This window comes from Rhodococcus jostii RHA1 (assembly GCF_000014565.1).
Classification (GTDB): Bacteria; Actinomycetota; Actinomycetes; order Mycobacteriales; family Mycobacteriaceae; genus Rhodococcus_F; species Rhodococcus_F jostii_A.
Genome location: NC_008268.1, coordinates 6,840,315 through 6,854,990 on the forward strand (window position 1 = coordinate 6,840,315; position 14,676 = coordinate 6,854,990).

15 protein-coding genes are annotated in these 14,676 nt (G+C 68.2%); 9 read left to right on the plus strand and 6 right to left on the minus strand.

Annotated features, from left to right (window positions below; all coding sequences use genetic code 11):
* Window positions 1-58 precede the first annotated feature (58 nt).
* Entirely contained in the window at window positions 59-856 is a 798-nt protein-coding gene (locus RHA1_RS31050; RefSeq protein ID WP_009479551.1) for a ParA family protein, read from the plus strand.
* Here the strand turns inward: RHA1_RS31050 and RHA1_RS31055 are convergent.
* On the minus strand, window positions 828-1,658 hold the full coding sequence (locus RHA1_RS31055; RefSeq protein WP_011598278.1) for an SDR family oxidoreductase: 831 nt from the start codon (window positions 1,656-1,658) through the stop codon (window positions 828-830). The two genes, RHA1_RS31050 and RHA1_RS31055, sit on opposite strands and share 29 nt — an antisense overlap.
* 8 nt (window positions 1,659-1,666) lie before the next feature.
* Entirely contained in the window at window positions 1,667-2,497 is an 831-nt protein-coding gene (locus RHA1_RS31060; RefSeq protein WP_011598279.1) for an NAD(P)H-dependent oxidoreductase, read from the minus strand.
* Window positions 2,498-2,596: 99 nt separating this feature from the next.
* Between RHA1_RS31060 and RHA1_RS31065 the strand changes: the two genes are divergently transcribed.
* Window positions 2,597-3,583 carry a GlxA family transcriptional regulator gene (locus tag RHA1_RS31065; RefSeq protein WP_011598280.1) on the plus strand — a complete coding sequence of 329 codons (987 nt, stop codon included), beginning with the start codon at window positions 2,597-2,599 and terminating at the stop codon, window positions 3,581-3,583.
* A 54-nt stretch (window positions 3,584-3,637) separates the two neighbouring features.
* A complete protein-coding gene (locus RHA1_RS31070) occupies window positions 3,638-4,051 on the plus strand; it encodes a VOC family protein (protein WP_011598281.1) in 414 nt (137 codons plus the stop codon).
* Window positions 4,052-4,060: 9 nt separating this feature from the next.
* Here RHA1_RS31070 and RHA1_RS31075 read toward each other — a convergent pair whose 3' ends face one another.
* Both RHA1_RS31075 and RHA1_RS31080 read right to left on the minus strand, forming a co-directional pair.
* On the minus strand, window positions 4,061-5,275 hold the full coding sequence (locus RHA1_RS31075) for an Rv3212 family protein (protein ID WP_011598282.1): 1,215 nt from the start codon (window positions 5,273-5,275) through the stop codon (window positions 4,061-4,063).
* A 9-nt stretch (window positions 5,276-5,284) separates the two neighbouring features.
* Window positions 5,285-6,952, minus strand: coding sequence for a DEAD/DEAH box helicase (locus tag RHA1_RS31080; RefSeq protein WP_011598283.1), 1,668 nt, complete (start codon window positions 6,950-6,952; stop codon window positions 5,285-5,287).
* Between the two features lie 321 nt (window positions 6,953-7,273).
* Between RHA1_RS31080 and RHA1_RS31085 the strand changes: the two genes are divergently transcribed.
* Entirely contained in the window at window positions 7,274-7,954 is a 681-nt protein-coding gene (locus RHA1_RS31085) for a ferritin-like fold-containing protein (protein WP_009479559.1), read from the plus strand.
* Window positions 7,955-8,085: 131 nt separating this feature from the next.
* A complete protein-coding gene (locus RHA1_RS31090; RefSeq protein WP_009479560.1) occupies window positions 8,086-8,316 on the plus strand; it encodes a DUF3107 domain-containing protein in 231 nt (76 codons plus the stop codon).
* Window positions 8,317-8,373: 57 nt separating this feature from the next.
* On the opposite strand, the gene fasR is transcribed toward RHA1_RS31090, so the two are convergent.
* Window positions 8,374-9,045 (minus strand): HTH-type transcriptional activator FasR, encoded by a 672-nt coding sequence (gene fasR, locus RHA1_RS31095; protein ID WP_009479561.1) that lies wholly within the window; start codon window positions 9,043-9,045, stop codon window positions 8,374-8,376.
* 224 nt (window positions 9,046-9,269) lie between these two features.
* Here fasR and RHA1_RS31100 point away from each other — a divergent pair, with 224 nt between their 5' ends.
* The 3 genes from RHA1_RS31100 to RHA1_RS31110 all read left to right on the plus strand — a co-directional run bounded on the left by RHA1_RS31100 (window position 9,270) and on the right by RHA1_RS31110 (window position 12,664).
* On the plus strand, window positions 9,270-10,409 hold the full coding sequence (locus tag RHA1_RS31100) for a DUF3152 domain-containing protein (RefSeq protein WP_016883160.1): 1,140 nt from the start codon (window positions 9,270-9,272) through the stop codon (window positions 10,407-10,409).
* Window positions 10,410-10,543: 134 nt separating this feature from the next.
* Window positions 10,544-11,728 (plus strand): adenylyltransferase/sulfurtransferase MoeZ, encoded by a 1,185-nt coding sequence (gene moeZ, locus RHA1_RS31105; protein ID WP_016883159.1) that lies wholly within the window; start codon window positions 10,544-10,546, stop codon window positions 11,726-11,728.
* Between the two features lie 81 nt (window positions 11,729-11,809).
* Window positions 11,810-12,664 carry a TIGR02569 family protein gene (locus RHA1_RS31110; RefSeq protein WP_011598286.1) on the plus strand — a complete coding sequence of 285 codons (855 nt, stop codon included), beginning with the start codon at window positions 11,810-11,812 and terminating at the stop codon, window positions 12,662-12,664.
* Here RHA1_RS31110 and RHA1_RS31115 read toward each other — a convergent pair.
* On the minus strand, window positions 12,661-13,326 hold the full coding sequence (locus RHA1_RS31115) for a FadR/GntR family transcriptional regulator (protein ID WP_009479566.1): 666 nt from the start codon (window positions 13,324-13,326) through the stop codon (window positions 12,661-12,663). The genes RHA1_RS31110 and RHA1_RS31115 overlap by 4 nt on opposite strands.
* 11 nt (window positions 13,327-13,337) lie before the next feature.
* Between RHA1_RS31115 and RHA1_RS31120 the strand changes: the two genes are divergently transcribed.
* Window positions 13,338-14,585 (plus strand): CynX/NimT family MFS transporter, encoded by a 1,248-nt coding sequence (locus tag RHA1_RS31120; protein ID WP_011598287.1) that lies wholly within the window; start codon window positions 13,338-13,340, stop codon window positions 14,583-14,585.
* The last annotated feature ends 91 nt before the right edge of the window (window positions 14,586-14,676 follow it).

Consider the following 14,676-nt stretch of genomic DNA (forward strand, 5'->3'; position numbering starts at 1 on the left):
GTCAGTCAATCTGCGTGTATGGCTCGCCTCCGGGGACGAAGTAGGTAAGGATCGAGCCGTGACAACGGTTCTTGCAGTGGCAAATCAGAAGGGTGGGGTCGCGAAGACCACCACGGTCGCTTCTCTCGGCGCAGCCCTCGTCGGGCTGGGCCAGAAGGTTCTGGTGGTGGATCTCGACCCGCAGGGATGTCTGACGTTCTCCCTCGGGCACAACCCGGACCGCCTGGACGCCTCCGTCCACGAGGTGCTGACGGGTGATCTGACGGCGCAGGAGGCCGTGATCGACACCGAGGACGGTGTCGCCCTTCTGCCCGCGACGATCGACCTCGCGGGCGCGGAAGCGTTGCTGCTCATGCGTCCCGGTCGTGAGTTCGCTCTCAAGCGCGCTCTGGCGCCGCTGCTGGACGACTACGACACGATCATCATCGACTGCCCGCCGTCGCTCGGTGTGCTCACGCTCAACGGGCTCACGGCGGCGCAGTCGGTACTGGTGCCGCTGCAGTGCGAGACGCTCGCCCACCGGGGTGTGGGGCAGTTGCTGAGGACGGTCACCGAGGTGCAGCAGATCACCAACCCCGACCTGGTGCTGCTCGGAGCGCTGCCGACGCTGTACGACGCCCGCACGACGCACAGCAGAGACGTACTCTCCGACGTGTCCGACCGCTACAACCTGCCGGTCCTCGCTCCGCCGATTCCGCGGACGGTGCGATTCGCGGAGGCGACGGCGTCGGGTGCCACGGTGCTGGCGGGGCGGAAGAACAAGGGTGCCCAGGCATACCGGGACCTGGCCGAGAACCTCGCCAAGCACTGGGCGGGATCCGAGCTGGCTACATTTTCGCCTGGAAGTGCCGAGTAAGTTCTTCCGGCGTCGGATTCCACGCGGCGGGCCAATCCTGTTGGCGTAACTGGGCGTCCGTGCCCCCGTCGGCGAAGACGACGCTGCCGCAGAACAGTGTCGACCCCGGTCCGAGCAGGAACTCGACGAGCGTGGCGATCTCGTCCGGGCGTCCGCGCCTGCCCAGCGGGACCGGATAGAAGTCCAGCGCCTTCGCCAGTTCGGGGTCGAGGTCGTCCCCGCTGGTCATCGGTGTGTCGATCATGCCCGGCGCGATCGCGTTCAGTCGTATGCCGCTGCCGATCCACTCGGGCCGTACCGCTTCACGCCGAATCCACCAGGCCAGTGCGAGCTTGGACGCCGGGTATGCCGGGATGGCGGTCACCTGGTCGCCGATGCGCACTGCCTCCGCCTCGTCACCGTCGAGGCACGCGGTCACCAGATTCTCGGGAATCCCCGGCTGCGTGGTGGTGCTGCTCGACGAGATCACCACCACCGAGGCGCCGCCCGCGCGCTCGAGGGCGGGCTTCAGTGCGGTCACGAGTTCCACGGCCCCGAAATAGTTGACCGCGACGAGTGTGCCGCCCGGGACGTGCGACAGCGACCCGAGTCCGGCGCAGCAGACGAGACCGTCCACGACGCCGCCGCTCGCCTCGGTCACGGCGTCGGCCGCCGCGGTTCGTCCGCCGGGGGTCGACAGGTCGGCGGTCACGTCGGTGTGTGCGAGGTCGACTCCGATGACGGTATGACCGCCGGACTCGAGTGTGCGGCGGCTCGCCGCCCCGATGCCCGAGGCGGCGCCGGTGATCACGTAGGTTGCCATGCCGTGAATTAGAACACGTTGCAGATCGCGGTGATGCGGACTTCGGCCTCCGATTCGCATGTGCCGGAATCCGCGTCGGCATAGTGGGCGCGCAGTCCCGTGACGCCGGGCGCCCGGTCCTCGTGCAGCACGAACCGGGCGTCGTAGTCGCCGCCGTTCTGGGAGCGGAAAGGCAACGGCGCGTCGGTGAACAGGCCGGACAGGCGATCGATCAGCCGGGCCGCGACACCGGGGTAGTGCTCGGCGGGCAACCGGTCCGCGCTGTCGATCAGGACCGGTGGCAATACGGACATCCCCGTGTACCAGAAGATTCCGTGGTGGATCGGGAACAGGACCTCGTCCATCTGGCCGTTGATCCCGCGTGGGCCTGCGCTGTCGGCGCTGCCGCCGAAACTGACGACCGTCATCGCCCGCTTGCCGGCCAGGGTTCCGTCGCCGTACCGCCGGGTGGAGCCGTCCTCGCGGCGCAGTCCGTAGCCGTAACCCTCGACGAAGACCCGGTCGAACCAGCCCTTGAGGATCGCGGGCATGCCGTACCACCACAACGGGAACTGCACGACCACCGCGTCGGCCCACGCGAGTTTGCGTTGCTCGGCGCGGATGTCGGGGGCCAGGGTGCCCTCGGTCAGGGCCTGACCCGACCGCGCGCCGACGAGGAGGCGGCGGTGGGGGTTGTGTCCGAAATCGTCTGCTGTCACCACCGGGTTCCATCGCATCGCGTACAGGTCCGATGTCCGGATGTCGTGGCCGGCCCCGCGCAGTGCCGCGAGGGCGTCGCTGCGGAGTGCTGCGTTCAGGGACTTCGGTTCGGGATGTGCCGATACCCACAGGATCTTCATGGTTCGCCTTCCGCTCGGTCGTCCTGACCTCTCCGATCATGGACGCGTTGCGGTGGCCGCGACAGTGGCCGGTGGGACGATATGTGAAACAATCGGGCCATGTCCGATTCGAGAGGCAAGCGGACGCTGCGTCGTCATCGCGTGGTCGTGTTCGTGCGCGACGGTCTGCTCCCGATCGAGTTCGGAATCGTCCACCGACTGTTCGGTGAGGCGCGATCGCGGGAGGGTGAACCGCTGTACGAGGTCCTCACGTGCACCCTCACACCCGGCGCCGTCCGGACCGACACCGACGTGACGATCACGGTCGAGCACGGCCCGGCACTGCTCGGCACAGCCGACACCGTCGTGATCCCGGCGTCCGATCAGGACTACGACCCGCCGGAGGACGGGCGCCTGCCCCGTCACCTCGCGGACGCCCTCGCGCACATTCGCCCGGGCACTCGGGTCGCATCGATCTGCACGGGTTCGTTCGTTCTCGCCGCGGCAGGCCTTCTCGAGGACCGGCGTGCCACGACGCACTGGAAGTCGGCGGACGCGTTCCGGCGGCTGTACCCGGACGTGCACCTGGACCCCGGCGTGCTCTACACGCACGACGGAGCCGTGCTCACCGCCGCCGGCGTCGCGTCCGGAATCGACCTGTGCCTGTACATGATTCGTCTCGACCACGGTGCGTCGGTGGCCAACGAGGTGGCGCGGGGGACGGTCGTGCCGCCTCATCGCAGCGGTGGTCAGGCGCAGTTCATCTCCGAACCCGTCCCGGACGCCGACGGTGTGTCCACGGCGCGAGCGCGAGCCCGGGCGCTGTCGCATCTCGATCAACCGCTGTCGCTGCGGGAGCTGGCCGCGTGGGAGTCGATGAGCGTGCGCACGTTCACCCGGCGATTCCGGGCCGAGACGGGGATGTCGCCGACGCAGTGGATTCTCGAACAGCGGATCATCCGCGCCCGCGAACTGCTCGAGAACACCGACCTGCCGGTGGACGACGTGGCGGCGGCCGCGGGATTCGGCACCGCGACGTCTCTGCGACAACACCTCTCGCGCACGGTCGGCGTCTCACCGTCCGCGTACCGCGCCACTTTCCGTTGACGGCATGCTCATTCGTCCAAGTGCGGGGGAGAGCACGGCGCTAACGTCGGGGCCATGACAGTCTCGGATACGCCTCGAAGCAACACCCTGACGATGCGGGCTCAGCCGCTCCTCGCCGTCGACGACGTCGAACGCGCAGGCGAGTGGTACCGGAAGGTCCTGGACGCGCGCCGCGGCCACGGCGGACGGGACTACGAGCAACTCCTCGTCGACGGGCACATGATCCTGCAACTGCACCGGCTCGACGATGGCCACCACCACGGCCCCCTCGGCGATCCTTCGCTCCCGCGGGGAAACGGGGTGGCGATCTGGTTCGAGACCCCCGACTTCGACGGCACCGTCGCGCGGGTGCGTGAGGCGGGTGCCGACGTGGTCACGGACGTGCACGTCAATCCCAATGCAGGACATCGCGAGATCTGGATCCGCGACCTCGACGGCTATCTCGTGGTATTCGCCGAACCTGCGTGAGGGGCGACCTCAGCGCAGCGCCACGACAGCATCGCCGCGCTGTTCGAGGACGACGTCGCCGGCCACCGTCGTGAGGATCGGCCCCGCCGCGGCATCACGCGTCACCGGAATCGTGCGAAGCAACGCGCCGGTCGACAGGTCGAGCACGGCGATGCCGGATTCCACCGGAACCAGCAGGTTTCCGGCCATCACCGCTCCCGGGCCGAGAGCGCCGGGGAAAATCCAGTGCGGTGCGAGATCGGAGGCGCCGAGCGACACCACGTCCGAACCGGTCCACCAGGTGACCACCGAACTGCTCGTCGACGTGACGGGATTCGGGCCGACCCCGAGGGTGAGCGCGTATTCGGACACGGCGTTGCCGGTGCCGTCGAACAGGCCGATCCGCGGTCCGTGCGACGGGCCCGCGGGTAGGTAGACGGCCGTGGTCTCGCCGGACACCCCGAGGATGCGGGCGCCCTCGACGCCGGCATCCACCCCCGCCAAGACGCTCGACCCGTACTCCTCGGGTTCCTGATTGTCCTTCGGCGACGGGTTCATGACCGTCAGACGATCGGCCACCTCGCCGGGGCAGCGCTCCAGAACAGACAGTCTGCTGCTGCTCGAACCGACGTCGATCAGCGTGCATCCGCTACGCGGCTGCTTCCTGGGATTCACGGGCGCGTCCACCCGGCCGTACTCGACGGTGCGGACGAGGTCGGAGCGCCACAATTCCAGCCGGCGGTCGCCGAGGGACGCCACATACGTACCGTCGGCCTTCAGCGTCACATCGGAATCGGCGTCGCTGCTCCGCTGCGCCAGGCGCTCGCCGGTGCCGCCGTCGAGTTCGGTGACCTGGGAGCAGCCGCGGTCGTCACGGTAGACGGCCACGACCTTCCCCCACGACGCCGTCACACCGCACAGGTCGAGATCACGCTCGTACCGCCACAGTTCGGTACCCGACATCCGGTCCCGTCCCACGACGTCCCCACCGTCGGCGGTGACGACCGCACCACCGACGACGAGGGGTGCGGAGGTGGCGGAACTGGCGGAGTCCCAGATCGGGCGCAGCGTCTCCGGAACCATCAGGGCGGTGACGAGCGCAGGCGGCGGCTCGGCGGCGGTGACCGAGGTGGTGCCCCGGGCATCGCTGCGGAACCACACCACGGTGAGGGCGACCACGACCGCAACGGCGATTCCGGCAGCGACGACGTGATCGGCGCGCGAGCGCCGCTCAGGTGCGAGCACGGTGGATGTTTACTCCGCGTTCGTCGCGGCGGCGCCGACCTTCGTGGTCCGGCGGCGGCGACGCCGGCGGGGCTTGGAGGCACCCTCGCCGTCGGTGTCCCCGCTCGGAGCGGCAGACTCGGGTGCCGTCGGCTCCGGCGACACGGACTTGGGGCCCACGGAGTCCGCGGGGCGGCCACCACGGGTGCGGCGGCGGGTGCGGGTGCGTGCCGGACGCTCCGTGCGCTCGGCCTTCTCGCCCTGCCCGGTATCAGTGTTCTCGCTCCGCTCGGCGCCCGTGTTCTCGCTCCGCTCGGCGCCCGTGTTCTCGCTCCGCTCGGGTGCGACCTTCTCGGCCTTCTCCACCCGGGGGCGCTTGATCGTGCCGGTCGTGCCGGCCGGGATCGACAGCTCCTCGAACAGGTGCGGGGAGCTGGAGTACGTCTCCGCCGGATCGGGGATGCCGAGGCCGAGAGCCTTGTCGATGAGCTGCCAGCGCGGGATGTCGTCCCAGTCCACCAGCGTCACCGCGATGCCGGTGCGGCCCGCCCGGCCGGTGCGGCCGATCCGGTGGACGTACGTCTTCTCGTCCTCGGGGCACTGGTAGTTGATGACGTGGGTGACATCGTCGATGTCGATACCGCGGGCCGCGACGTCCGTTGCGACCAGCACGTCGATCTTGCCCGTGCGGAACGCCTTCAGCGCCTTCTCGCGAGCGACCTGATTGAGGTCGCCGTGGACGGAGCCGACGGAGAAACCGCGCTCGGCGAGATCGTCGGCGACCTTCTGGGCGGTGCGCTTGGTGCGGGTGAAGATCATCGTCGCGCCGCGGCCCTCGGCCTGCAGCACGCGGGCCACCATCTCCGCCTTGTCCAGCGCGTGCGCCCGGTAGATGTGCTGGCTGGTCCGGTCGTGCACCGCCGAGTCGTCGGCCTGCTCGGCGCGGATGTGCGTCGGCTGGGTGAGGAACGTGCGGGCGAGCGTGATGATCGGACCCGGCATGGTCGCCGAGAACAGCATCGTCTGGCGCTTGTCCGGCACCATTCCGAGGATTCGCTCGATGTCGGGCAGGAAGCCCAGGTCGAGCATCTCGTCGGCCTCGTCGAGAACGAGGACCTCGACCTTGCCCAGGATCAGATGACCCTGGTTGGCGAGGTCGAGCAGACGGCCCGGGGTGCCCACGACGACGTCGGCGCCCTTCTGGAGCGTCGCGATCTGCGTCTCGTAGGGGCGGCCACCGTAGATGGCGAGGACCTCGAGCTTGTTCTTCTCGCCCTTCAGGTACTTCGCTGCGCCCTCGAGGTCCTTGGTGACCTGGATGCACAGCTCGCGGGTGGGGACGATGACCAGTGCGCGGGGAGTGCCGTCGAGTGCGGCCGTCCCGGTGGTGCCACTGGAGATGCGGTGGAGCAGCGGGACGCCGAAACCGAACGTCTTGCCCATGCCCGTACGGGCCTGACCGATCAGGTCGTCGCCGGCGAGGGCGAGGGGGAGCGTCAGCTCCTGGATCGCGAACGTCCGCTCGATGCCGATCTCGTCGAGAGCGCGGACGATCTCGTCACGAACTCCGAGCTCGGCGAAAGTGGGGGCGACGTGCGTGGAGTCGAGTTGCGCAGACAGCGTGGTCTCGGTTGCGTCGTCTTCATGGTCGACAGTGATCTTGCTCAGGGGACTGGCCTTCCTCGTAGCTGCACGCACGCACGAGGTAAGGGCCAGGCCGCTGGTCGGCCCGATTTCCCAGTCGACGCTCGTCGATGTCCTCTTCCGAGTCGATCCTGCCACTGCCTCAGCGCTGAAATCGGAGATTTCGGCGAGGCGCGGCTGGGACCGTCGATCAGGTGCGCGCACATTATCGGTGGGAACCGCTGATCGGATCGTGATCGATCATCACTCAAACCGCGTTCTCCGTGGAGGCGAACGTGGTGACGAGCGGTTGCCCACGATCATTGTAGCCGGAGAACGCCCCACAACCGGTTCGCATGGCAAACATCACTGGGTGACCCACTAGGCTGTGGCGCCATGGAGCCCAACACGCCTGCATCCTCTGATTCCACCATTCCCGCTGATCACCCCGGCGTCAGTGAACTCTTCGCGGTCCTCGCGTATGGCGAGATCTCCGCGTTCTACCGGCTGTCGGAGGACGCGCAGATGGCGCGGACCCTGCAGGGCAAAGTGGCGCTCGCCAGCATGGCCGCCGCCGAGATGGGCCACTTCGAGATGCTCGAGAAGGCGCTGACCGCGCGTGGGTTCGACATCTTCGAAGCGATGGATCCGTTCGTCCGCCCCCTGAACAACTACCACGCGTCCACCACACCGTCGACGTGGCTCGAGGCATTGGTGAAGGCCTACGTCGGTGACGGGATCGCCGCCGACTTCTACCGCGAGATCGGGCACTCGCTGCCCGCCGAGGTGTCGCGGACGGTCGAGGAGGTGCTCTCGCAGACCGGCCACTCGGAGTTCGTCGTCCACGAGGTACAGCAGGCGATCAAGGCCAGCAACCGCGACAAGGACCGCCTCATGCTCTGGGGCAGGCGACTGCTCGGCGAGGCCATCACCCAGGCACAGTTCGTCCTCGCGCAGCGGGAGGCGCTCACCGAACTCGTCATCTCCGCGTCCGGCGACCTCAACGGCGTCGTCGCGCTGTTCGACCGCATGCAGGAGATGCACGCCGAACGCATGGCCGTGCTGGGTCTCGTGTGACGGCACCGCCGTCGTGCCTGGTATGACGGCATGTTCGCTCAGGGCACAGCCCACAGACGCGCACCGGCGGCGGCCACTGCATTAGCCTGGCCAGGACAGCTGATGTTTCTCGGAGAGTTCGGAGGTTGACCGTGGAGGTCAAGATCGGTGTAATCGACAGCCCGCGTGAGCTCATCGTCAGCAGCGAGCAGACCCCGGACGAGGTCGAGACATTGGTCTCGGACGCCCTCACCGGTGGCGACGGGATCCTGTCTCTGGAAGACGACAAGGGACGCAAGTACCTCGTGCAGTCCAGCAAGATCGCCTACGTGGAGATCGGCCCGTCCGATATCCGCAAGGTCGGATTCGCTCCGACCAAGTGAACACACGGGAAAGGGCCCGCAGTCGACTCGACTGCGGGCCCTTTCCCATGCGCGGTGTCAGCGCTGTTCGGGATGCAGCGGCACGCGGGACAGACCGCCCCACGCGAGCGTGACCGTCGTGTCGACCGCTTCTTCCTTCGGGATCGGGCGCGACGCCTCGAGCCAGTACCGCGCGGTGAACTGGCTGGCGCCGACGAGGCCGACAGCGAGGATGCGGGCGCGGTAGGGATCGAGACCGGAGTCGTGGCTGACGAGGTCGAACACCGCGTCCACGCACGCCTCGGTGGCCTGCTCGACGCGGCTCTGCACCTGCGGCTCACCCATGAGGTCCGACTCGAACACGAGCCGGAAGCCCTGCGAGTCGTTGTCGACGAAGTCGAAGAACGCCTGCACCGCGGCGCGGACACGCTGCTTGTTGTCCGTGGTCGAGCGCAGTGCCTGCCGGACGCCGGAGATCAGGCTGTCGACATAGCTCTGCAGCACCGCCACATACAACTCGAGCTTGCCGGGGAAGTGCTGGTAGAGGACGGGCTTGCTCACACCGGCGCACTCGGCGATCTCGTCCATACCGGCAGCGTGGTATCCGCGTGTGACGAAGACCTCGCTGGCTGCGGCGAGTAGCTGCAGTCGCCGGGCGTCACGGGGGAGTCGCGTGCTGCGACGGGCCCCGGTGCCCTTTCCGGGCGTGGCATCGCGATCGGAGTTCGTCCGATCCGCGAGTTCAGTCATAGCGCTTCCAATCTGCACAAGTATTCCGCGTCACATTCTGTGTAACTGTCTGAACGATACCCGCGCGTAGTGAACCGTTCATGGTGGACTCGCTGGACTCGCCCGGTCAAGGATATTGCCTGACCGGTAACTGGGGTCCTGTGGGGTTCGGGGGCGCCTGGTGATCCGGGTAGCCGCGACGTTGCGGATCGCATCTGCGTGACACGCCGAATGACCTGCGGACGGTGCGCTGGGACGAGGCGGTGCCGGACTGTGAGATTCTGGGCTGCGTGACTGACCGAGGAGGACCGCGGGTTCGCGGCCGGGCTCCCCAGAGCTCCGAGGACGGGGAGCGACGATCGCGCAGCATCGACCAGCGTGACGTCCGTCCCCGCGCTTCGCAGTCGGCACCGCAGGCGCAGTCGCATCAGCCGCTCCGTGCGCAATGGGACCCGACCAGCCGCGACGTCGGCAGGCCCCGGAACCCGCGCCCCGAGCGGCAGGCGAGGAAGCAGAGCCGCATCGGCCGGTTCGTCTCCACCTACGGCTGGCGGGCCTACGCGATCCCGATCCTGCTCGTGGTCACCGTTCTCGTGGTGGTCGACGCGGTCCGGGACACCGGCAGTGGCAGCGAGACGACGGCCGAGACCGACACACCCGGATTCGGCACCCTGTCCCGCGACACCGATGGTTCGAGCGTCATCGGGATCCCGCCGGAGGCCGACGGTAACTTCGCCGCCGAACTTCCCTCGGGCGCGCTGCCCGAGGGAGGCCCGTTCACGGCGGTCGGCGCAGGCACCTGGCACGTGGTTCCCGGAAGCGGGACCAAGATCGGGCAGGGCACCGAGCGCGAATTCACGTACAGCGTCGAGATCGAGGACGGGGTCGACACGTCCGGGTTCGGCGGTGACGAGTCGTTCGGCCGGATGGTCGACCAGACGCTGTCGAATCCGAAGAGTTGGACGAAGGACCCGCGGTTCGCGTTCCGCCGCGTCGACCAGGGCGACCCCGACTTCCGGGTGTCGCTGACGTCGCAGATGACCATCCGTGAGGCGTGCGGCTACGACATCCAGCTGGAGGTGTCCTGCTACAACCCCGGCATCGATCGCGTCGTCCTCAACGAGCCGCGCTGGGTGCGGGGGGCCATTGCGTTCCAGGGCGACATCGGGTCGTACCGGCAGTACCAGATCAACCACGAGGTCGGGCACGCCATCGGCTACCAGGACCACCAGCCGTGCGAAACCGAGGGCGGACTCGCGCCGGTGATGATGCAGCAGACGTTCGGCACGGCCAACAACGACATCGCGCAGCTCGACCCCGAGGGTATCGTCCCGATGAACGGTCTGACCTGCCATTTCAATCCGTGGCCGTTCCCGAGGGCGTGAGCAGGGGCCGCCCCGCGCGACTGCCGGCGGGAGGGGAAGAATGGACCCCGTCGGAGCGTTGAATTCAATGCTGTCCGACGCATCGGAAGCTGTCGCGCAATCGTCAGGAGTGGACCGTGTCGCTTGACCGTTCTGTGAAGACCACCGAGGCACTGCCGCCGCTGGTGGAACCGGACGCCGAACTTTCCCGCGACGAGGTGGCGCGGTACAGCAGGCACCTGATCATCCCGGACGTCGGCATGGCGGGGCAGAAGCGCCTGAAGAACGCGAAGGTCCTCGTCATCGGCGCGGGCGGCCTCGGCTCACCCGCCCTGCTGTACCTGGCGGCGGCGGGTGTCGGGACGCTCGGCATCGTCGAGTTCGACGAGGTCGACATGTCGAACCTGCAGCGGCAGGTGATCCACGGCCGGTCCGACGTGGGCCGTCCCAAGGCAGAGAGTGCGCGCGACTCGATCCGCGAGATCAACGACAACGTCGACGTCCGGTTGCACGAGTTCCGGCTCGAGCCCGACAACGCCGTCGAACTGTTCGAGCAGTACGACCTGATCCTCGACGGCACCGACAACTTCGCCACCCGGTACCTCGTCAACGACGCCGCCGTCCTCGCGCACAAGCCGTACGTGTGGGGCTCGATCTACCGATTCGAGGGCCAGGCGTCCGTGTTCTGGGAGGACGCGCCGAACGGTCGCGGACTCAACTACCGGGACCTGTACCCGGAGGCGCCCCCGCCGGGAATGGTGCCGTCGTGCGCCGAGGGCGGTGTGCTCGGCGTGCTCTGCGCGTCGATCGGTTCGATCATGGCCACCGAGGCGGTCAAGTTGATCACCGGCATCGGGGAGTCGCTGCTCGGACGGCTGATGGTCTACGACGCACTCGACATGACCTACCGCACCATCACGTTGCGCCGGGATCCGGCGCGGACCCCGGTCACCGAACTGATCGACTACGACGCGTTCTGCGGCGTGGTGTCCGACGAGGGTCAGGCGGCGGCGGCCGGTTCGACCATCACGGCCACGGAGCTGCGTGATCTCCTCGATTCCGGCAAGGAGATCGAACTGATCGACGTGCGCGAGCCGGTGGAGTGGGACATCGTCCACCTGCCCGGTGCCGTGCTGATCCCGAAGGACCGCATCCTGTCGGGGGAGGCGCTGTCGGAGCTTCCGCAGAACAAGCCGATCGTGCTGCACTGCAAGACCGGGGTCCGGTCGGCGGAGGCGCTGGCCGCGCTGAAGAAGGCGGGATTCTCCGACGCCACACATCTGCAGGGCGGCGTGATCGCATGGGCGAAACAGGTGGACACCAGCCTGCCTGTCTACTGACCTCCGCCACGGCATGATTGCCGTCTCCGGGCCAGCGCGCCTTGCAGTGCCACCGGCCCACCCGGCGGTAGCGTTGAGTCCGTGAGCACAGGCCAACCCCCTCAACACGTGTGCTCCACGTTCGGCCTCCGGGAAGTCGAGCCCATCCCACTCGGTGCGGACTGGGACGGCGGGTGGCTCTGTGGAGACGTAGTCCTGTCAGCCGTCGCCGACCACGCGCGCGCCGCATGGTCGGCGAAGGTCCGCGAGACGCTCGAGGTGGACGGGGTGCGGCTCGCGCGTCCCGTGCGGTCCACCGACGGCCGGTACGTGGTGTCCGGGTGGCGCGCCGACACGTTCATCGAGGGCACGCCCGAACCGCGTCACGACGAGGTCGTGTCGATGTCGGGTCGGCTCCACGCCGCCACCTCGCAGCTCGACCGTCCCCGGTTCCTCGTGCAGCCCCCGGTCGCGCCGTGGGCGGAGGTCGACGTGTTCGTGGCGGCGGATCGGGCCGCCTGGGAGAAGATCCCGCTGCGCAGCGCGAAGGGTGCGGAACAGCTCGAGACGCCGTCCCCCGACGGTCGCAAGAGCCTGGAACTGATCACCGGACTCGCGACGCTGCGCAAGCCCGTCACGAGCCCGGACCAACTGGTGCACGGAGACCTGTTCGGCACCGTCCTGTTCGCCGGGGCGCTCGCGCCCGGGATCACCGACATCACTCCGTACTGGCGTCCCTCGTCGTGGGCGGCGGCGGTGGCCGTGGTGGATGCCATTTCCTGGGGTGGGGCCGACGAGGCCCTCATCGGACGTTGGGAAGATCTGCCCGAATGGCCGCAGATGCTCCTGCGTGCGGTGCTGTTCAGGCTCGCCGTCCACGTGCTGCACCCACGCTCGACCGCGGAGGCGTTTCCCGGACTCGCCCGCACGGCCGACGTGGTACGCCTCCTGCTCTAGGTGAGCAGCTCCGCGAACAGATCGCGGGCGGCCGCGGTCGCGGCGGCCTCGTCTCCGTCGACCACCGCCTGGATCAGCCGCCCGTGCTCGTCGTGGAACCCTGCACCGGTCGCGTGCACGTGCCGGTCGACGGTCTGGGCGATCGAGGGCAGTAGCGAGTCGTAGAACTCCAGGTACACCGCGTTGTGACTCGCTTCGACGATCGCGCGGTGCAGGCTGATGTCCGCAGCGACGGCGGCCTCCGTGTCGGATTCGGCCCAGCACCGGGAGCGCTCGTCGAGGAGGCTCTGCAGGCGTGTGACGTCGTCCGGGGTGCGGCGCCGGGCGGCGAGAGCGGCGGCGGTGACGTCGAGCGCCTGCCGCAGTTCCGTGACGTCGCGCTCGTGCGCGCCTGCGAAGTACTTGCCGAGGGTGCCCCCGACGTCGGAGGTGGCGACGACGTATGTGCCGGATCCCTGCCGCCGTTCGAGCAGGCCGGTGTGGACGAGGGCCTGCACTGCCTCGCGGACGGTGTTGCGTCCCGTTCCGGTGAGTTCGGACAGCGCGGTCTCGGTGGGGATCTTCGCGCCGACCGCCCACCGGCCACTGCAGATCTCGTCGCGCAGCTGCTCGGTGACCTGTGAGATCAGACTCGAGCGGCGCACGGGTTTTCCAAAGGTCATCCTGTCATCCTATGATTTCTCATGTGACTCTTCTACGCGGCCGCCTCCTCGTCTTCTGTGCGATCGCCATGTCGGCTCTCGTCCTGAGGCTGGCGGTCACCTCGTTCACCCCACTTGCCTCGCAGATCCGGGAGGACATCGGATTCTCACCGACGGTCGTCGGGGTGTTCGGAATGGTGCCGACGGCAATGTTCGCGCTGTTCGGACTGGGGACGCCGCTCATCGCCAAGCGGTGGGGCCTGGAACGGACCGCCCTCGTCGCGATGCTGATGGCCGCGGTCGGCATGCTCACCAGAGCCCTGATGAGCGACACCTGGTCGTTGCTGGCGCTGTCGGCGCTCGCGCTGGCAGGCATGGGAATCGGCAACGTGGTGATTCCGCCGCTCGTCAAGCGTTACTTCTCCGACCGGCTGGCCGTGATGAGCTCGGTGTACATCGTCGGCGTGCAAATCGGCACGATCGCGCCCGCCTTCGTGGCCGTCCCGCTCGCCGAGGCATTCGGCTGGCGGTTCTCGATCGGCGTGTGGGCGCTCCTCGGCTTCGTCGCGGCGGTCCCGTGGATCCTCCTCCTCACCCGCGAACGACGTCGCGTTGTCGTGACGGCGCAACCGCCCGCGGACGTTCCGGCGGACCGTCCCCACGGGAAGGCCTGGCGATCGCCCGTCGGCTGGGGAATGGCCGGCATGTTCGGGATGACGTCGATGATCACGTACTCGATGTTCACCTGGATCCCCGACATCCTGTCCGACGCCGGCGCGAGTGAGGCGTTCGGCGGTGCCATGGTGGGACTGTTCTCGTTCATGGGACTTGTCGCGGCGTTCGGCGCCCCGACGCTGTGCGCGCGTATGCGCAACCCGTTCCCGATCGTGATCGGCTGCGCGGTCTGCTACCTCGTGTCCTTCAGCGGACTGCTGCTCGCCCCGATGAGCGCGCCGATCCTGTGGATCGTGCTGCTCGGGCTCGGGCCCAGCACGTTCCCGATGTCGCTGACACTGATCAATCTCCGCACGCGCAGCCACGTCGGCTCGGCGACGCTGTCCGGTTTCACCCAGGGTGTGGGTTACGCCGTCGCGTGCCTCGGCCCGTTGCTGTTCGGGGTGTTCCACGATGCCTCCGGCGGGTGGACACTGTCGTTCGGATTCTTGACGTTCGGCGTGGTGATCCTCCTCATCGCAGCGTTCCAGGCGTGCAAGCCGCGCATGCTCGAGGACAGCTGGCACGTCGATTCGGAGCCGCAGGACGCTCTTCGACACGTCTAGGAAACATGCGGGAAACCTCACATCGGCCCAGCTGAAAAGTGAGGATCAGTTGACGCTGCGGTCACCGACCGCAGCACCGCCGCAACACCGG